19 protein-coding genes are annotated in these 16762 nt (G+C 74.1%); 9 read left to right on the plus strand and 10 right to left on the minus strand.

Annotation, left to right across the window (positions count from 1 at the left end; genetic code table 11):
• Positions 1-74 precede the first annotated feature (74 nt).
• The 3 genes from IE329_RS29145 to IE329_RS29155 all read right to left on the minus strand — a co-directional run bounded on the left by IE329_RS29145 (position 75) and on the right by IE329_RS29155 (position 4209).
• On the minus strand, positions 75-1286 hold the full coding sequence (locus IE329_RS29145) for a DUF5667 domain-containing protein (protein WP_190213991.1): 1212 nt from the start codon (positions 1284-1286) through the stop codon (positions 75-77).
• 256 nt (positions 1287-1542) lie between these two features.
• Complete coding sequence (locus IE329_RS40905) at positions 1543-2484, minus strand: ECF subfamily RNA polymerase sigma factor, BldN family (RefSeq protein ID WP_229927855.1); 942 nt, start codon at positions 2482-2484, stop codon at positions 1543-1545.
• 549 nt (positions 2485-3033) lie between these two features.
• A complete protein-coding gene (locus IE329_RS29155; protein WP_229927856.1) occupies positions 3034-4209 on the minus strand; it encodes an HAD family hydrolase in 1176 nt (391 codons plus the stop codon).
• Between the two features lie 214 nt (positions 4210-4423).
• Between IE329_RS29155 and IE329_RS29160 the strand changes: the two genes are divergently transcribed.
• The 7 genes from IE329_RS29160 to hemB all read left to right on the plus strand — a co-directional run bounded on the left by IE329_RS29160 (position 4424) and on the right by hemB (position 11947).
• Positions 4424-4711: a glutaredoxin family protein gene (locus IE329_RS29160; RefSeq protein ID WP_190213992.1), complete on the plus strand. Its 288-nt coding sequence runs from the start codon at positions 4424-4426 to the stop codon at positions 4709-4711.
• Between the two features lie 267 nt (positions 4712-4978).
• Positions 4979-5716 (plus strand): 3'-5' exonuclease, encoded by a 738-nt coding sequence (locus IE329_RS29165; protein ID WP_190213993.1) that lies wholly within the window; start codon positions 4979-4981, stop codon positions 5714-5716.
• 101 nt (positions 5717-5817) lie between these two features.
• Positions 5818-6702, plus strand: a complete 885-nt coding sequence (locus tag IE329_RS29170; RefSeq protein WP_190213994.1) for a redox-sensing transcriptional repressor Rex — start codon at positions 5818-5820, stop codon at positions 6700-6702.
• 31 nt (positions 6703-6733) lie between these two features.
• Positions 6734-8170 carry a glutamyl-tRNA reductase gene (locus tag IE329_RS29175; protein ID WP_190213995.1) on the plus strand — a complete coding sequence of 479 codons (1437 nt, stop codon included), beginning with the start codon at positions 6734-6736 and terminating at the stop codon, positions 8168-8170.
• A 41-nt stretch (positions 8171-8211) separates the two neighbouring features.
• The gene (gene hemC / locus IE329_RS29180) at positions 8212-9225 is read left to right on the plus strand and encodes a hydroxymethylbilane synthase (RefSeq protein WP_190213996.1); all 1014 of its coding nucleotides are present in this window, start codon (positions 8212-8214) and stop codon (positions 9223-9225) included.
• Positions 9222-10904 carry a bifunctional uroporphyrinogen-III C-methyltransferase/uroporphyrinogen-III synthase gene (locus IE329_RS29185; RefSeq protein WP_190213997.1) on the plus strand — a complete coding sequence of 561 codons (1683 nt, stop codon included), beginning with the start codon at positions 9222-9224 and terminating at the stop codon, positions 10902-10904. Before hemC ends, IE329_RS29185 begins: the two co-directional genes overlap by 4 nt.
• Before the next feature lie 62 nt (positions 10905-10966).
• On the plus strand, positions 10967-11947 hold the full coding sequence (gene hemB / locus IE329_RS29190) for a porphobilinogen synthase (RefSeq protein ID WP_190213998.1): 981 nt from the start codon (positions 10967-10969) through the stop codon (positions 11945-11947).
• A gap of 144 nt (positions 11948-12091) precedes the next feature.
• Here the strand turns inward: hemB and IE329_RS29195 are convergent, their stop codons facing one another.
• The 3 genes from IE329_RS29195 to IE329_RS29205 all read right to left on the minus strand — a co-directional run bounded on the left by IE329_RS29195 (position 12092) and on the right by IE329_RS29205 (position 13423).
• On the minus strand, positions 12092-12349 hold the full coding sequence (locus IE329_RS29195) for a hypothetical protein (RefSeq protein ID WP_073924434.1): 258 nt from the start codon (positions 12347-12349) through the stop codon (positions 12092-12094).
• A 286-nt stretch (positions 12350-12635) separates the two neighbouring features.
• Positions 12636-12980 (minus strand): rodlet layer protein, encoded by a 345-nt coding sequence (locus IE329_RS29200; RefSeq protein WP_190213999.1) that lies wholly within the window; start codon positions 12978-12980, stop codon positions 12636-12638.
• Positions 12981-13078: 98 nt separating this feature from the next.
• Positions 13079-13423 carry a rodlet layer protein gene (locus IE329_RS29205; RefSeq protein WP_073924432.1) on the minus strand — a complete coding sequence of 115 codons (345 nt, stop codon included), beginning with the start codon at positions 13421-13423 and terminating at the stop codon, positions 13079-13081.
• A gap of 357 nt (positions 13424-13780) precedes the next feature.
• On the opposite strand from IE329_RS29205, the gene IE329_RS29210 reads away from it, so the two are divergent.
• On the plus strand, positions 13781-14446 hold the full coding sequence (locus IE329_RS29210) for a hypothetical protein (protein ID WP_190214000.1): 666 nt from the start codon (positions 13781-13783) through the stop codon (positions 14444-14446).
• 101 nt (positions 14447-14547) lie between these two features.
• On the opposite strand, the gene IE329_RS29215 is transcribed toward IE329_RS29210, so the two are convergent.
• The 4 genes from IE329_RS29215 to IE329_RS29230 all read right to left on the minus strand — a co-directional run bounded on the left by IE329_RS29215 (position 14548) and on the right by IE329_RS29230 (position 16228).
• The gene (locus IE329_RS29215) at positions 14548-14901 is read right to left on the minus strand and encodes a hypothetical protein (protein WP_190214001.1); all 354 of its coding nucleotides are present in this window, start codon (positions 14899-14901) and stop codon (positions 14548-14550) included.
• Positions 14902-15032: 131 nt separating this feature from the next.
• A complete protein-coding gene (locus IE329_RS29220) occupies positions 15033-15320 on the minus strand; it encodes a chaplin (protein ID WP_190214002.1) in 288 nt (95 codons plus the stop codon).
• A gap of 106 nt (positions 15321-15426) precedes the next feature.
• Entirely contained in the window at positions 15427-15669 is a 243-nt protein-coding gene (locus tag IE329_RS29225) for a chaplin (RefSeq protein WP_073924428.1), read from the minus strand.
• 310 nt (positions 15670-15979) lie between these two features.
• Positions 15980-16228 (minus strand): chaplin, encoded by a 249-nt coding sequence (locus tag IE329_RS29230; protein WP_190214003.1) that lies wholly within the window; start codon positions 16226-16228, stop codon positions 15980-15982.
• Between the two features lie 226 nt (positions 16229-16454).
• Here IE329_RS29230 and IE329_RS29235 point away from each other — a divergent pair, with 226 nt between their 5' ends.
• Complete coding sequence (locus tag IE329_RS29235) at positions 16455-16694, plus strand: chaplin (RefSeq protein WP_073924426.1); 240 nt, start codon at positions 16455-16457, stop codon at positions 16692-16694.
• Positions 16695-16762: the final 68 nt, after the last annotated feature.

The following is a 16762-nucleotide window of genomic DNA, read 5'->3' on the forward strand; positions in this document are numbered from 1 at the left end:
GGCACGGCCCCGGGCGATCGCCCGGGGCCGTGCCGCTGCCGCGCCGGTGCGGCCCGGCTCCGGTCAGCCCAGCTTCAGGCCCGGCAGCAGGCCGGGGATGAGCGGCGGGATGTCCAGACCCGGCTGGCTGCTCGGAGCGTTGCTCGCCGCGCCGGTGGGCGCTGCCGTGGAGCCGGGGGTGGCGTCCGGGCTCGGCGAGGGGTGCGCGCCGGTGATGCCGTTGGCCAGGCCGTCGACCAGGCCGCCGACCGCCGCCGGGGGGTTGCCCGGTGTCGCGCTCGGCGCGCCGGAGCCGCTCGCGGACGCGCCGGCCGAGGGCGCCTTGCCCGCGGTGCCCGGCTTCGCGCCGCCGGTGCCGCCGGCCGGGTCGCCGCCGGTCTGCCCGCTGTCGGACGGACCGCCCGCGTGCTCGCCGCCCGCCCCGCCGCCGTCGGCCGGACCGCCCTGGGGGACGGCTCGGTCAGCCGCAGGGGCGCGACGTCCTCGCTTATGTCGTCGAAGAGCCGGTCGACCCGGCCGGCCTCCTGGGTGAGCTGGACCGGGAGCCGGCTCTGCAGCTCCGACCAGCGGCCGTCCTCGTCCTCGGCGAACCCGGCCAGCATCCGCATCGGCTCCAGCGAGCCGTTGCTGCGGTAGACGGACCGGAGCAGCTCGCGGCCCTTGATGGCCTCGGCGTGCATGTCGGCGAGGGCCCGGCGGACCTGCTCGACCGTGTCCGGGTTCAGCGCGGACGGCGAACCGGCCCGCCCCAGCAGTCCCTTGGCCTCGCCGAGCCGGGTGGAGGCCTGGTCGAGCAGCAGTGCGCCGCGCTCGCTGTCGGAGCCCGCGAAGTCCAGCTGCAGCCCCTCCAGCCCGCGCTTCATCCCGTAGAGGGTGTCCCCCGGCAGGGCGTTGGTGCTCGCGGCGGCGGCGCCGGCGAAACTGCCGACGGCGATGCCCGCGACCAGCCCGCCGATCGCGAACCGGCGGCTCCAGCGGCCGCGCGGGACGGTCCGGTGGGCCCGGCTCCTGCGCTGCCGGGGCACGCCGGCCCCGGCGCCACCGGTGAACGCCTGCTCGAACGCGGCCATCAGCTGGGCGCGTTGGACCGTTCGGACCTCCGGGTCCAGCTCCGGGCCCGGCAGTGCGCCGAGCGAGTCGGCCATGCCGAGCAGGACGGCCATCGCGTCCCCGCGGTCAGCGGTGGCCTCGGCGGGCCGCGCAGCGTCCCGGTGCTCTACCTGGTGGGCCTCCAGCGCCTCGGCGAAGGCCTTCGCCCGCCGGTGCTCCAGCACGTTTGCCGTCACGGGCCACACCTCCCTTCGTCGTTGTCGACACCCCGGCCGGCCGGACGGTTGCCTCGGCGGGCCAAAGCCACTCCATCGGGTGAGAGGTCGCGATCCGGCTTGACCGTACGCCTGGTGGAGGCTTGCACGCTGGCCAACGAGCGGCGCGGGCCGTCGGTTACGCACGACTGATCATCGGACCGACCGTTCACCCGCACGTGTGGGCCGGATGATGCTGGTGACGGGGGGCCGGATATCCGTCGGACCACTCCGCCGCTCACCGGGCGTCGGGGGGCAGCAGGCGGGCCAGGGTCCGCACCGCGCGGTACTGAAGGGTCTTGATGGCGCCCTCGTTCTTCCCCATGATGCGGGCCGTCTCGGCGACCGAGAGGCCTTGCAGGAACCGCAGGGTCACGCACTCCTGCTGCTGGGGGTTGAGCCGTCCGACCGCCTCCAGCAGGGCGGCGTTGGAGAGCCGCTCCAGGACGGAGTCCTCGGGGCTGCGCTCGCACTCGTTGGAGTCGAGCATCTCCCCGGTGGTGACCTCCAGCCGGAACCGGCTGGACTTGAAGTGGTCGGCCACCAGGTTGCGGGCGATGGTCACCAGCCAGGCGCCGAAGTCGCGGCCCTGCCAGGTGAAGGTGCCGATCCGGCGCAGCGCCCGCAGGAAGGTCTCGCTGGTGAGGTCCTCGGCGGTGGCCCGGCTGCCGACCCGGTAGTAGATGTAGCGGTAGACGGTGTCCGCGTAGTGGTCGTAGAGCCGCCCGAAGGCCTCGCTCTCACCGGCCTGGGCCCGTTCGACCAGCTCCATGATCGGGTTGTGCTCGGTCTCGAAGCCGGGGCTCGGGGCCGTCCGGGCCCGGCCACGGCCGCCCGCGGTGGCCGGGCGGCCACGGGTGGCGGGGGTGCCGGTGGTGGTGGTCGTGCCGCCCGTCCCCGTCCCGCCGCCGGTCCCGCTGCTGCTGTTGGTGCCGCCGGTGGTCGCGGTGGAGCGCAGGGCCGTCCCGGGAGGGTGGGCGTGGCCGACCGCGAAGGCGGCCCCGGCGGGCACCAGCTGGGGAGCCGGCAGGAACTGGCTGCGGAGCAGGGTGCGCAACAGGTCCAGCCCGGTGGAGATCTGCCGGTCGGAGGCCTGCCGGACCCGGTTGGTGCGGGAGCGCAGGGGCGCGGGCGACGGGCGGGTGGGAGCAGGCGCGTCGTTCCGGACGGGTGGGTACACGGGACTCCCAGAGGCAGAACTGTGGACGGATCACCTCCGCCTGCGCGGAGAGCACCCCCCACCCCGTCCTGAGGACGCACGGGGAGGCGTGCATCCAGGAGAGAATAACGCTTTGTGCAATGACAGCTACACCCTGTTGCCGAAGTGGTCGTTTGGGATCCGCTCCGTGTGCATATGCAGCTGATACTGACCGGAGCTGTCGTCATTCGCCCGGCTCAACGTGACCGAATGACAGCGCTCGGTGACAACTTTCGCGGTGTGACCGGCGGTTTCCCCGACTTCGGGCCCGGCAACCCCAGACTTTCGGGTGCTGTCGAACGATCAGATCCGGTCATTCGGTGGCAGGTTCGCAATCGGGCGACCCGGCCGGCCCTGCGGGGCCGGGAGTTCGCTCGTACGGGGCCCGGCCCGGCCGCCGGATTGACGCCCGGGGCCGGCGCCTTGACCGGCGGCCCGGCCCGGTACCCGGCCCGGTGACCCGCCCGGCTTTCGCTCCGGCGCCGCCGGGCCCGCCGGTCAGGCCGCCGGTCAGGCCGCCGGGCCCGCGGGTCAGGTGGTGCGGCGGCGGTGCACGGCGACACCGGCCGCGGTGGCCCCGGCGACCACGCCGAGCGCGGCGGCGGCCGGGATGCCCACCCGGGCCGCCTTGCGGCCGGTCCGGAAGTCGCGCACCCGCCAGCCCATCGCGCGGGCGTGCCGGCGCAGCGCGCCGTCCGGGTTCACCACGTACGGGTGGCCGACCAGCGAGAGCATCGGGATGTCGTTGGCCGAGTCGCTGTACGCGGCGCAGCGGTCGAGGTCGAGCCGCTCGCGGCGGGCCAGCGAGCGGACGGCGGCCGCCTTCGCCGGGCCGTGCAGCAGCTCCCCGACCAGCCGGCCGGTGTAGTAGCCGTCGGTGGCCTCGGCCACCGTGCCGAGGGCGCCGGTCATGCCGAGCCGGCGGGCGATGATCCGGGCCACCTCCTGCGGGGCGGCGGTGACCAGCCAGACCCGCTGGCCGGCGTCCAGGTGCATCTGGACCAGGGCCCGGGTGCCCGGCCAGATCTTCTCGGCGATGACCTCCTCGAAGATCTCCTCGCAGATCTCCTCCAGGTCGGCGGTCCGCTTGCCGGCCACCAGCCCGAGCGCGGTGTGCTGGGCGTCGGCCATGTGACCCGGGTCCTCGGTGCCGTGCAGCCGGAACCAGGCCTGCTGCCAGCCGAAGCGGGCCACGTCCCGCCGGGTGAAGAACCGCCGGCGGTAGAGGCCGATGCCGAGGTAGAAGATCGCCGCGCCGCGCAGGATGGTGTTGTCGCAGTCGAAGAAGGCGGCGGCGCGCGGGTCGTCCGGGTCGGGCGTGTGGTTCTCGGCCGGCGGCCTGGGCGCCTTGGCGGGCTTCTTGCCGGCCGTTCCGTCCGTCCCGTCCGTCTGCTCCGTCCCGGCCGCTCCGGTGGTCCCGTCCGCGCCGGCCGTCCCGTCCGCCTTGAGGGCGAGGTCCGGTTCGGCGGCCGCGGGGACCGCCTGGGCCCGGGCCGTCCCGGCGGTGCCGGCCGCAACCGTCGGGGCCGTAGCCGTCCCGGCGGCGCCGGCCACGGGGGTGCCGGGGTGTCCGGCGGGGGTGTCCGGCCGGGGCGCCGGCGCCGCGCGCAGGGCGGCCTCCGCCGCCTCGGCGGCGGCCTCGCCCGCCAGCGCGGTCCGCTCGGTCGGGGTACGCCTCGCCTGGGTGAGCCTTCGCAGCACGGCCATGGCACCGAGCATAGCCAGGACGCGGGGCTCTGCCTGTGACTACGGCGTGCAGGCACCGTTAACAGCCAGGTACGGACCGGTCCGGCACCGCCTGCGGCGACCGGGTGCCCCGGAGTCCGGACGGTCCCTCGAAAGGGGGGCCCCGGGCGCGCCCGGGTGAGCGCGCCCGGGGGAACGCGGAGCCGGGCCCGGACCCCGGCGGCGCTGGAGCACAATGGGCCGGGTGAGCCCACTGCTGCGACGCGACAAGAACTCGAACCCGGCCGACCGCACCGTGACCCTGGTCGGCAAACCGGGCTGCCACCTCTGCGACGACGCCCGCGCGGTGATCGTGCGGGTGACCGGCGAGACCGGCGCCGCCTTCGAGGAGAGGGACATCACCCAGGACGAGGAGCTGTACCGCAAGTACTGGGAGCAGATCCCGGTGACCTTGATCGACGGCCGTCAGCACGACTTCTGGCGGGTCGACGAGCGCCGGTTGCGGGCGGCGCTGGGCGCCTGACCGGCGGTTTCCGGCCGGACCGCGGTCGGGCTCCGGCCGTCCGTGCCCGGGGCGCGTCCGGCCGGCCGCCGGACGGGGGTGTCCCGCGGACGGGTCCGGGGGTGTGCCGGGCGCCGCACCGGTAGCGGCCCCGGCCGGCGGTGTGGCGAAGATTTCCCGCCGACGGCTGTCCATCGGCCGCGTGGTCGGCTTACGATCTAACCTCGTTTCGCGCCCAGGGGGGCCTGCCGCAGACGCCGAGGGGGCCGACCGCAGAGGAGAGCAGGCATGCTTCCCGGCCGAACCCCCGGGCCGGCGTCCACCGGCGAGGGTTTCGCCGTGGTCGACGTGGAGACCACCGGACGCAGTCCCTGGCGCCATCGCGTGGTCGAGGTCGCCGTGGTGCTGCTGGACGGCCGGCTGCGGACCGAGGCCGAGTTCTCCACGCTGCTCGACCCGCTGGGCCCGGTCGGCCCCACCCACGTGCACCGGATCTCGCAGGCGGACGTCGCCGGCGCCCCGCGCTTCCGCGAGGTCGCCCCGCACCTGCTGGAGCTGCTGGCCGGGCGGGTCCTGGTCGGCCATCACGTGACCTGCGACCGGGCCTTCCTCGATCGCGAGTTCGCCCGGATCGGGGTGGCCTGGCCCGCGGTGCCGCTGCTCTGCACCATGCGCCTGGCCCGGGCGCACCTGCCGGAGGCCGGCGGCTACGGCCTGGCGGCCTGCGCCGAGGCGGCCGGGCTGGGCGGGTTCCCCGCGCACACCGCGCTCGGCGACGCCCGGGTCACCGCCGACCTGCTGCGGCACTGCATACACGTCCGTTCCTGCCCTCCGGCCGACTGGGCCGAGCCGCTGCGCGAGGCCGCCCGGGTGCCCTGGCCGAGGCTGGCCCGGGCCCGCTCCCGGGCGGACGGGGAGCCGGTGCCGTCGCTCCGGCGAGAGGCGCCGTACGGCCCCTGGCCACGCGGTGTGCAGCCCCCGGCGGTGGCGCGCGAGGACTCCGGTGCTATGGGATTCCCGGCGTGATGCGCGTCACTGTTCATGGACAAATCGGACACCATCTTTGTGCACACGTTCACAAACGCATAGCCTGGCTGCCTAAGCCCAGCTTCACCCACAGGAGCACCGTGGCAATCGGCCGATCACCACAGAGCAGTTCGCAGACGCCCGACCAGGGCGCCGCGCGCCGACCCTCGCGTGCCCGGGGAATCCCGGAGGCGACAGTCGCCCGCCTCCCGCTGTACCTGCGGGCGTTGACCGCGCTCTCCGAGCGCTCGGTGCCCACGGTCTCCTCCGAGGAGCTGGCGGCCGCCGCGGGCGTGAACTCCGCGAAGCTGCGCAAGGACTTCTCCTACCTCGGCTCGTACGGCACCCGCGGTGTCGGCTACGACGTCGAGTACCTCGTCTACCAGATCTCCCGCGAGCTCGGCCTGACCCAGGACTGGCCCGTGGTGATCGTCGGCATCGGGAACCTCGGCCACGCGCTCGCCAACTACGGCGGCTTCGCGTCCCGCGGCTTCCGGGTGGCGGCCCTGCTGGACGCCGACCCGGCCGTGGTCGGCAGCAGCGCGGCCGGCCTGCCGGTGCGCCACATGGACGAGCTGGAGGAGATCGTGGAGACGCAGGCCGTCTCCATCGGCGTCATCACCACGCCGCCCGGCGCCGCCCAGCAGGTCTGCGACCGGCTGGTCGAGGCGGGCGTCACCAGCATCCTCAACTTCGCGCCCACCGTGCTGACCGTCCCGGACGGCGTGGACGTGCGCAAGGTCGATCTGTCCATAGAGCTTCAGATCCTGGCCTTCCACGAGCAGCGCAAGGCCGGCGAGGAGCCCGACCGGGGCGAGTCCGTGCTGGACCGCGCCCCCGGTCCGGTCCGGGCCGCGGCCGCCAAGCTGCGCCGGGCCGCCGGCGCGAGCGCCAAGCGGACCGACGCCAAGGCCGAGCCCGAGCCGGCCAAGGGCGGCCCCGGCCAGGGCCCCGAGGGCGACCTCTCCGCGGTGATGCCGGCATGAGCGCGCGAATCCGTCCGGGCAGGGGGCCGGCATGAGTCTGCTCGTCGTAGGGCTGAGCCACCGCACGGCCCCCGTCGGGGTGCTGGAGCGCGCCGCGCTGACCGGTGACGTCCCGACCCGGCTGCTGCACGACGCCGCCGCGACGGCGACCGTCGCCGAGGCCGCGCTGCTCAACACCTGCAACCGGATCGAGCTGTACGCGGACGTGGACAAGTTCCACGCCGGCGTCGCCGAGCTGTCCCTCCTGCTCGCCCACCACAGTGGCGTCGACCTGGAGGAACTCACCTCGCACCTCTACGTCCACTACGAGGACCGCGCCGTCCACCACCTCTTCTCGGTGGCCTGCGGCCTGGACTCGATGGTCGTCGGCGAGGGCCAGATCCTCGGCCAGCTCCGCGACGCGCTCGCGCGCGCGCAGGAGGAGCACACCGCCGGACGCGACCTCAACGAGCTGTTCCAGCAGGCCCTGCGGGTCGGCAAGCGGGCGCACAGCGAGACCGGCATCGACAAGGCCGGCCAGTCGCTGGTCACCTTCGGCCTGGAGCAGATCGCCGCGGGCGCCGGGGCGATCGCCGGCAAGCGGGCCCTGGTGGTCGGCGCCGGCTCGATGAGCTCGCTGGCCGCCGCCACGCTGCTGCGCAGCGGGGTGAGCGAACTGTTGATCGCCAACCGCACGCCCGAGCGGGCCGAGCGGCTGGTCGCCAACCTCGGCGGCGGCAACGCCCGCACCGTCGACCTGGCCAAGGTGCCCGAGGCGCTGGCCGACGTGGACCTGGTGATCTCCTGTACCGGCGCCGCCGGAGTGGTGATCAGGGTCGAGGACGTCGCGTCCGCCGTCGCCGCCCGGACCGGCGACACACCCCTGGCCTTCCTCGACCTGGCCATGCCGCGGGACGTCGACCACGCCGTGCACGAGCTGCCCGGCGCCCTGCTGGTCGACCTGGAGAGCCTCTCGCACGCCCACGCCGCCACCCCCGGCGCGGGCGACGTGGACGCCGTCAGCGGCATCGTCGCCGACGAGGTCGCCGCGTTCGGCGCCGCCCAGCGCGCCGCCCGGATCGCCCCGACCGTCGTCGCGCTCCGCGCGATGGCCTCCGAGGTGGTGCTCGCCGAGCTCGGCCGGCTGGACTCCCGGCTGCCCGACCTGGACGAGCGCTCCCGCGCGGAGATCACCCAGACCGTCCGCCGCGTCGTCGACAAGCTGCTGCACGCGCCCACCGTGCGGGTGAAGCAGCTCGCCGCCGAACCCGGCGGCGCCTCCTACGCGGACGCCCTGCGCGAGCTGTTCGACCTCGACCCGGCGGCCGTGCACGCGGTCTCCGGTCCGCCGGTCGGCGCCCAGAGCACCGCGCAGGTGGGCCCGCAGGCCAACGGCCCGCAGGTCAACGGTCCGCAGGCGCCCCGCCCGCAGACCCCGGGCCAGGCCCGGCCCGCCAACGGCAGCCTCACGGGCGAGGCCGCCAGATGAACCGTCAGCCATCCCACGAGTACCACCGGGACGATCGCCTCATGAATGGTCAACCGCTCACCGACCAGGCCGCGCCGCTGCGGCTCGGCACCCGCCGCAGCGCGCTGGCGATGGCGCAGTCGGGCATGGTCGCCCGCGAGGTGACCCGGGTCACCGGACGCCCCGTCGAACTGGTGGAGATCACCACGTACGGCGACGTCTCGCGCGAGGCCCTCGCGCAGATCGGCGGCACCGGCGTCTTCGTGTCCGCCCTGCGCGACGCCTTGCTGGAGGGCCGGATCGACTTCGCCGTGCACTCCCTCAAGGACCTCCCCACCGCCGCCCCCGAGGGCCTGGTGCTGGCCGCCGTCCCCGAGCGCGAGGACGTCCGCGACGCCCTCGTCTCGCACGAGGGACTCGGCCTGGAGGAGCTGACGGAGAAGCTGGCCGGCGCCGGGCGCGAGACCCGGATCGGCACCGGCTCCCCGCGCCGGGCGGCGCAGCTGAACGCCTGGGCCGCCGCCCACGGCGCCTCGGTGGTGACCACCCCGATACGTGGCAACGTCGACACCCGGATCGGCTTCGTCGCCTCCGGCGAGCTCGACGCGGTGGTCCTCGCCGCGGCCGGCCTCAACCGGCTCGGCCGGGCCGGCGAGATCAGCCGCCACCTCGACCCCGAGCTGATGCTCCCGGCCCCCGGCCAGGGCGCCCTCGCGATCGAGTGCACCGGCGCGGACACGGCGCTGGCCGCCGCGCTGGCCACCCTGGACCACGCCCCCACCCGGGTCGCGGTGACCGCCGAGCGCGCCCTGCTGGCCGCCCTCGAAGCCGGTTGCTCCGCCCCGGTCGGCGCCCTCGCGACCTGGCACCCCGGGAGCGGGGACGGCCCCCCAGAACTGCAGTTGGAAGGCGTGGTCGGCACCGTCGACGGCGCCACGCTGCTGAAGATGTCCGCCAATGGTCCGCTCGTCCTCGACGAGACGGCCGGGCAGCAGGCGCAGGCCCTCGGCCACGCCCTCGCCGCCCGGCTGCTCGCCGCGGGCGCGTCCACTCTGATGGGGGAGCGAGCCCGATGAGCCCCACCGCTGCCACCGACACCCCCCTCCCGGGCGAGAGCCCGTTCCAGACCGGGGCCGCGCCGTCCGGGCGCTGCACCTTCCTGGGGGCGGGCCCCGGCGACCCGGGACTCCTGACCCTGCGCGCCGTCGAGGTGCTGGCCTCGGCCGACATCCTGGTCGCCGACCCGCTGACCGCCGCCGCGGTCCGCAGCCACTGTCCGGCCGGTGTGCAGGTGCACACCCCCGCCGCCCCGGGCGCCGAGGACCAGGACGGCACCTTCGACCTGCCCCGGCTCGTCGCCGAGGCCGTCCGGGCCGGCAAGCACGTGGTCCGCACGGTCGACGGCGACCCGGGCCTGGACGGCTTCGCCGCCGAGGAGATGCTCTCCTGCGCCCGTTCGGCGATCCCCTTCGAGGTGATCCCGGGCGTGGCCCAGTCGGTCGGCGTGCCGGCCTACGCGGGTGTGCCGCTGCGCGGCAGCCACGGCACCGACGTCCGCTTCGTGGACGGCGCCGCCCTGCTGGCCGGCGGCCCGGTCGACCTCGGCGCGCCGGAGACCACCCTGGTGGTGCGCACCACGCTCGGTCAGCTGCCCGCCACCGCCAACGCGCTGGTGGCCAACGGCCGCAAGCCGGACTCCGCGTTCTGCGCGACGCTGTCCGGCACCACCACCCGCCAGCGCAGCTTCACGGCCACGCTGGCGACCATCGCCGCCGACCTGAAGGCCGCCCGGGTGCTGCCCTCGCCGGTCTCGGCACCGGTCGACACCGCGACCTCGGTGATAGCCGTGGTCGGGGAGCAGGTCGCGCACCGCTCCTCGCACTCCTGGTTCGAGACCAAGCCGCTGTTCGGCTGGAACGTCCTGGTGCCGCGGACCAAGGAGCAGGCCACCGGCCTCTCCGACCAGCTGCGCTCCTACGGCGCGGTGCCGCAGGAGGTGCCCACCATCGCGGTGGAGCCGCCGCGCACCCCGCAGCAGATGGAGCGGGCGATCAAGGGCCTGGTGACCGGCCGCTACGAGTGGATCGCGTTCACCTCGGTCAACGCGGTGCGCGCGGTGCGCGAGAAGTTCGAGGAGTACGGGCTGGACGCCCGGGCCTTCGCCGGCATCAAGGTGGCGGCGGTCGGCGAGACCACCGCGCAGGCGCTGGTCGACTTCGGCGTGAAGCCGGACCTGGTGCCCTCCGGCGAGCAGTCCGCCGCCGGGCTGCTGGAGGACTGGCCGCCGTACGACCCGGTCTTCGACCCGATCGACCGGGTGCTGCTGCCGCGCGCCGACATCGCCACCGAGACCCTGGTGGCCGGCCTGGTCGAGCTGGGCTGGGAGGTCGACGACGTGACCGCCTACCGGACGGTGCGCGCCTCGCCGCCGCCGGCCGAGACCCGTGAGGCGATCAAGGGCGGTGGTTTCGACGCGGTGCTCTTCACCTCGTCCTCGACCGTCCGCAACCTGGTCGGCATCGCCGGCAAGCCGCACAACGTGACCGTGATCGCCTGCATCGGCCCGGCGACCGCGAAGACCGCCGAGGAGCACGGCCTGCGGGTCGACGTGATGGCCCCCGCGCCGTCCGCCGCCGCGCTGGCCCAGGCCCTGGCGGACTTCGGCGCCCGCCGCCGGGACACCGCCACGGCGGCCGGCGAGCCGGTCTACCGGCCCAGCGAGCGCCGCCCGGGCTCGCGCCGCAAGGCCCGCTGAGAATCCCGTCGGGGGAGGCCGGGCGGCCTCCCCCGACGCACGACCGTTCGGAGAGAGAAGCAGTGTCCGCCGAATTCCCGTACGTACGCCCGCGCCGCCTGCGCTCCACCCCGGCGATGCGCCGGCTGGTCGCGCAGACCCGGCTCCACCCGGCCGAGCTGATCCTGCCGCTGTTCGTCCGGGAGGGCGTCAGCGAGCCGGTGCCGATCTCCTCGATGCCGGGCGTGGTCCAGCACACCCGCGACACCCTGCGCCGGGCAGCCGTGCAGGCGGCCGGGGCCGGCCTCGGCGGCGTGATGCTCTTCGGCGTGCCCGAGGTCCAGGACGCGGTCGGCAGCGAGGGCACCAACCCGGACGGCATCCTGCAGCAGGCCATCCGCGACGTGGTGTCCGAGGTCGGCGACTCGCTGGTGGTGATGTCCGACCTGTGCCTGGACGAGTACACCGACCACGGCCACTGCGGCGTGCTGGCGGCCGACGGCAGCGTGGACAACGACGCGACGCTGGCCCGGTACGCGGAGATGGCCGTGGTGCAGGCCGACGCGGGCGTCCACCTGGTCGGCCCGTCCGGCATGATGGACGGCCAGATCGCGGTGGTCCGCCGGGCGCTGGACGAGGCCGGGCACCTGGACACCGGCATCCTCGCCTACACCGCCAAGTACGCCTCCGCCTTCTACGGGCCGTTCCGCGAGGCCGTCGGCTCGTCCCTGAAGGGCGACCGCAAGAGCTACCAGCAGGACCCGGCGAACGCCCGCGAGTCGCTCCGCGAGCTGGAGCAGGACCTCGCCGAGGGCGCCGACATGGTGATGGTGAAGCCCGCCATGGCGTACCTGGACGTGCTGCGCCAGATCGCCGACGCCTCGCCGGTGCCGGTCTCCGCCTACCAGGTCTCCGGCGAGTACTCGATGATCGAGGCCGCCGCCGCCAACGGGTGGATCGACCGGGAGCGCACCATCCTGGAGACGCTCACCTCGATCCGCCGGGCCGGCGCCGAGCAGATCCTGACGTACTGGGCGGTCGAGGCCGCCGCGATGCTGCGCTGAGCCGCCGTCCCGCCGCCGGCGGGACACGGTGAAGGCCGGGCCCCGATCGGGGCCCGGCCTTCGGCGTACCGGGGCTGCGCCGGCATGTCCGGCACGCCTGACCGGTGCCGGCCCCGGGCGGCTGTCCGGGGCCGGGGTCCGGGATCAGCCGATGTGGGCGAAGCCCTCCTGGCCGCCGGCCAGGTCGGTGGAGGTGGCCCAGCCCCACTGGTGGGCGCCGGTCAGGATGTTGCTGGTGTGCGCCACGCCCCACTGCTCGCCGGCCGCGAAGACCGGGTCGGCGGAGGCCACGAACTCCTGGCCGCCGGCCACGCCGACGTGCGCGTAGGCGGGCGCCGAGACACCGGCGACAGCCAGCGCGCCGACCGCGGTCAGAACGGCCTTGCCCAGCATGCTCTTCATCGAAATCTGTCCTCTCTCCTGCGGTCCGCCTCCCGGGCCCGGTGGGCCGGGGAGCTGGTCGGACCGGGTGGGGGCCTGTCATGTCACGTGACCACACGAGGCCGGTGGACGGGCCCCGCCGCGCGCGCCGCCCCGTGGGTGTGTCACCCGAAGGGATCGCGCGCTGACGGACCGTCCGGCCGGCTGGTCGTGGAGAAGCCCGTGGGGCCCGGAGGTGGTCCCCCCGAGCCCCACGGACCGTGTTCGGCCACGGCTGGTGAGCCGTGCGGCCGAGCAGGTGGCCTGATCAGCCGATCAGGTGCGAGACACCCGCGTCGCCCGAGGACTGGGTGTTCTGGCCGACGTTGCAGATCTGCTTCGGGGTGCTGTTGAGGATCGGCACCTCGACCGGCACCGCGACACCGACGACGGCGACGGCGATGTTGTGGACCTCCGGCAGGCAGATGTTCGGGTTGTCCAGGGTGTGGAAGTTCGGGCTGTGGTCGCCGTGGGTGCCGGTCGCGTTGGTGCCGCCGTCGCCCTGGACGGAGACGGCCGAGCCGTCGGAGTCGGCGATGGCGGAGGCGGAACCGGCCGACATGGCGATCGCGGCGACGGCGAGGCCGGCGGCGGCGAGGGTCTTCTTGATCATTTCTGGTCTTCCTCTCGGGGGTGAATCGGGGGCGATTCGGGGTGGTTCAGGAGGGGTGGAGCGGAGTGGTTCAGGTGGTCCCGACGGTGGCCGGGAGATCAGCCGACGAGGTGCGAGACCCCGGAGTCACCCTTGGACTGGGTGCCCTGGCCCTGGGTGCAGTACTGCTTGCCACCGCTGTTGGCGATCGGGACCTCGACCGGCACCGCCACACCGAGGACGCCCACAGCGATGTTGTGGATCTCGGGGAGGCAGATGTTCGGGTTGTCCAGGAAGTGGAAGTTCGGGCTGTGGTCGCCCCACGTGCCGGTGTTGTTGGTACCGCCGTTGCCCTGGAGCGAGGCGGCGGCGCCGTCCGCGTCACCGATGGCGGAGGCGGGGCCGGCAGCCATGGCCAGTGCGGCCGTGACCAGGCCGGCGGTGGCGAAAGTCTTCTGGAGCATGGGGGAGATCCCTCTCTGAAATGCTTTTTCGGATTCCGTGCGTTCAACGATGAGACCCGGTCTGCGGTCACTGGCCAGATTGGGCGGACTCTCCAATGCACTGTGGCATCCGGTCCTGCCATCGTCGTGGCTGCGACATTGAGATCAAAGAATGACGGGCCGGAAGGTTACGCGGAATCTGGAAAACCATCCGCGGATCGTGCCCGGTGTTCGTCGTCGAACGGCCGTGCAGTCGGATTATTAGGCCGAATCGGTTAACGGGCGCAATCCGGGCCCCCGGTACCTCGTTAAAGCAGTTGCTTTCGGCTGCACGACGCAGCCGTCCCCAGAAGATCTCCAGCTAGAACGGTGAATACCATGAAGCTCTCCAAGCGGGCCGGTGCGATGCTGCTGGCGGTCGGCGCCGGCGTCCTCGCCTCCCAGGGCGCGGCCGCCGCCGCCGGCATCACGCCCGATCAGGTCGGCGCCCTCGAAGGGAAGCTGGCCACCGAGCACGTGCCCTTCGACGTCCCGCTCGGCGCCGCGACCGACCACCTCGGGCTGCTGCCGGCCGGCGGGCACCTGCACGGCGGCATCCCGACCTCGCTGCTGATGCCGGCCGTGCCGGAGAAGGAGCAGGGCAACCAGCTGGTCCCCGAGCGGATCATCCCCGCGCTGGCCGGCGGCAAGGTCGGCCCCGAGCTGCAGGCGGCCGTCCCGCTGCCGATCGCCGACCGCTCCACCGAGCTCGGCGACCTGCTGGTGGACGCCCCCGCCGCGCCGCTCAACCTGGCCGGCCCCGCCCTCACCCTCGGCCGCCCGGTCAGCTACGTCGAGGGCACCAGCGGGCCGCTGACCGAGAACCCGTTGAAGTTCGGCGAGATCGACCCGCAGCTGGTCACCGCCCCGGTCCAGGCCGTGCCCGGCGCCAAGGCCTCGCTCGGCGGCTCCGACAAGCGGATCTCGGTGGCGGAGTCGGTGGAGAACCTCGCCGCCACCACCACCGCCACCGCCACCGGCGTGCTGGAGCAGGCCCAGGGCTGAGCCCGTACCGGTGCCCGCACGGCCAGGAGCCCGGTGCCCCGCCGTCCGTCCCTGACGGGCGGCGGGGCACCGGGCTCCTGACGTGTCCCGGGGGCGGGCGGTCAGCCCGGCAGGACGCCCAGCAGCGGGCCGACCGCGGGCAGGTCCCTCGGGCCGCCGCCGTCGCTGAGCGGGCCCGTGACGGTGGTGGTGGCCACCGGCGCCAGGCCGGAGTTCTCGGGCTGCACGGCCACCCCGTTGTTCAGCACGTCGGCGGAGGACTGCGCGAACGGGTCCAGCCGCAGGTCCTTGACCGGCGCCACGCCGTAGCCGAGGGCGCCGGTCAGCCCGCCGACGGCGGGCGCCACGTCGTTGCGCTGGAGGTTGGTGACGGGGTTCGCGTGCGCCGTACCCGTGCCGAGCAGCATCGCCGCGCCCAGCACGGCGAGGCCGGCCCCGCTCTTCTTGAAGGCCATCAGGACCTACCCTTCGGGTGTTTCGGTGGTGCGGGGGCGCCGGGGTCGCGGGGACGGACGGGGCCGATGCCGTACTGCCCCAGGGCCGGGGGCCGAGGGGCAGTACGGTCAGGATTCGTGCCGATCGGTGATCAGCAGTCTTCCTCGACGACGGGGGGCGGCGTCTGCTGCTGCGGGACCTCGACGTTGGCGCAGCTGTTGCCGAACGCCGGGTTGAGGGCCCCGATCACGTTGACCGAGTTGCCGCAGAGGTTCACCGGAACGTGCACCGGCACCTGGATCAGGTTGCCGGAGAGCACGCCGGGGGAGCCGGCGGCGACGCCCTCGGCGGTGGAGCTGGCGGCAGCGGCACCCGCGCCGGCCAGCACCATGCCGGCGGCGGCAGCGGTCAGGACGACGGCCTTCTTCACGTTCTGCATGGGAGTTGATCTCCTAGATCACAAACGGGGGACGTGCCGCACCCCGCGGTGGCGGGGTGCGGCACGGACTCGGTGGAACGGCGTCGCCCGATCAGCGACCGCCGTTTCAGCCGACGTTGGCGCAGCTGTTGCCGAACGCCGGGTTCAGCAGGCCGATCACGTTGACGGTGTTGCCGCAGACGTTGAGCGGCACGTGGACCGGGACCTGGATCAGGTTGCCGGAGAGCACGCCGGGGGAGCCGGCGGCGACGCCCTCGGCGGTGGAGCTGGCGGCAGCGCCACCGGCCGCACCGACCACGAGGCCGGCCGCGACGATGGACAGGACGGCAGCCTTCTTGAGGTTACGCATGGGGGTCTTCCTCCATTGTCTTCCCGACGGGATCGACTGTCGGGATCCGGGCGAATCAGAATCATCGCCCGCGGGTTTCGGGGTGCGCCGTGATTGTCACTCTGGCGGCCCAAGTCGCGCGTGTCGCCCCTGGCTTGGGCGGTGCTCGGCCGCTTCGTTCTTGCGCCCCTCGAACAATTCCCGCACGGCCGGGAAAGGTTCGCTCGGTGGCGCGACCAGGAGATCGTCCACGAAGAACGGTAGTTCGACGCGGGGGTGACCTCCCGGGAGTCCGGGGAACCGGATTCCGTCCGGGCCCGGCGCCCTGGGGTCAGCCGTTGGCGCAGGCGTTGCCGAAGGCCGGGTTCAGGGCGGCGATCACGTCGACGGAGTTTCCGCACAGGTTGACCGGGACGTTCACCGGCACCTGGACCAGGTTGCCGGAGAGCACACCGGGCGACCCCGCCGCGACGCCCTCGGCCGTCGCGCCGTAGGAGTGGGCGGAGGCCGTGGCGGCACCGCCGAGCAGCAGGGCTGCGGCGGCCGCGGTGCCGAGCACGCCGTGGGCGAGCTTGAGCATGTGTCGGGGTCCCGTTTCGTGAGTGGGCCGGATGAAGCGTGTTCCGCCAGGAAGAACGACGGGACGCCCGGGGGGAAACGGCCGGGTTCTCCGATCACCCGAATGCCCCGGGTAAGCCGTACGGGTGATAGCCGTCCGGTGCGCGCAACCCGGTACCCGGGGCCTCGTTGGAGATCACGCACGTTCCGTGCAGCTGTGAACCCTTCGATCGTTCAGGAGGCTCGATATGAGCATCAAGAAGACCGCCGCAGTTGGCGCCGCCGTGGTAGGCATCATTGCGGCCGGTGCCGGCAGCGCGATGGCCAGCTCCACCGCGGAGGGCGTCGCCGCCGGCTCCCCGGGTGTCGCCTCCGGCAACAACATCGCCGTCCCGGTGCACATCCCGGTCAACCTCTGCGGCAACTCCATCGACGTTGTCGGCCTGCTGAACCCGGCCTTCGGCAACAGCTGCGCCAACGTCGGCTGACCTCGGTCGGTCCGTTCGTTCCGCGCAGCACCGAGCCGCCGTCCTCGCCTCCCTCCTGGGGTGCGGGC

The sequence above is a fragment of the Kitasatospora indigofera genome (assembly GCF_014655955.1).
Lineage (GTDB): Bacteria > Actinomycetota > Actinomycetes > Streptomycetales > Streptomycetaceae > Kitasatospora > Kitasatospora indigofera.

Excerpts from the sequence above, each read along its gene's own strand:
- IE329_RS29230 (WP_190214003.1), bottom strand. The coding sequence starts at position 16,228 with ATGCTCAAGCTCGCCCACGGCGTGCTCGGCACCGCGGCCGCCGCAGCC.
- IE329_RS29215 (WP_190214001.1), bottom strand. The coding sequence starts at position 14,901 with ATGGCCTTCAAGAAGAGCGGGGCCGGCCTCGCCGTGCTGGGCGCGGCG.
- hemC (WP_190213996.1), top strand. The coding sequence starts at position 8,212 with ATGAATGGTCAACCGCTCACCGACCAGGCCGCGCCGCTGCGGCTCGGC.
- IE329_RS29160 (WP_190213992.1), top strand. The coding sequence starts at position 4,424 with ATGGGCCGGGTGAGCCCACTGCTGCGACGCGACAAGAACTCGAACCCG.
- IE329_RS29210 (WP_190214000.1), top strand. The coding sequence starts at position 13,781 with ATGAAGCTCTCCAAGCGGGCCGGTGCGATGCTGCTGGCGGTCGGCGCC.
- IE329_RS29175 (WP_190213995.1), top strand. The coding sequence starts at position 6,734 with ATGAGTCTGCTCGTCGTAGGGCTGAGCCACCGCACGGCCCCCGTCGGG.
- IE329_RS29195 (WP_073924434.1), bottom strand. The coding sequence starts at position 12,349 with ATGAAGAGCATGCTGGGCAAGGCCGTTCTGACCGCGGTCGGCGCGCTG.
- IE329_RS29200 (WP_190213999.1), bottom strand. The coding sequence starts at position 12,980 with ATGATCAAGAAGACCCTCGCCGCCGCCGGCCTCGCCGTCGCCGCGATC.
- IE329_RS29235 (WP_073924426.1), top strand. The coding sequence starts at position 16,455 with ATGAGCATCAAGAAGACCGCCGCAGTTGGCGCCGCCGTGGTAGGCATC.
- IE329_RS29225 (WP_073924428.1), bottom strand. The coding sequence starts at position 15,669 with ATGCGTAACCTCAAGAAGGCTGCCGTCCTGTCCATCGTCGCGGCCGGC.
- IE329_RS29205 (WP_073924432.1), bottom strand. The coding sequence starts at position 13,423 with ATGCTCCAGAAGACTTTCGCCACCGCCGGCCTGGTCACGGCCGCACTG.
- IE329_RS29155 (WP_229927856.1), bottom strand. The coding sequence starts at position 4,209 with ATGGCCGTGCTGCGAAGGCTCACCCAGGCGAGGCGTACCCCGACCGAG.
- IE329_RS29220 (WP_190214002.1), bottom strand. The coding sequence starts at position 15,320 with ATGCAGAACGTGAAGAAGGCCGTCGTCCTGACCGCTGCCGCCGCCGGC.
- IE329_RS29185 (WP_190213997.1), top strand. The coding sequence starts at position 9,222 with ATGAGCCCCACCGCTGCCACCGACACCCCCCTCCCGGGCGAGAGCCCG.
- IE329_RS29165 (WP_190213993.1), top strand. The coding sequence starts at position 4,979 with ATGCTTCCCGGCCGAACCCCCGGGCCGGCGTCCACCGGCGAGGGTTTC.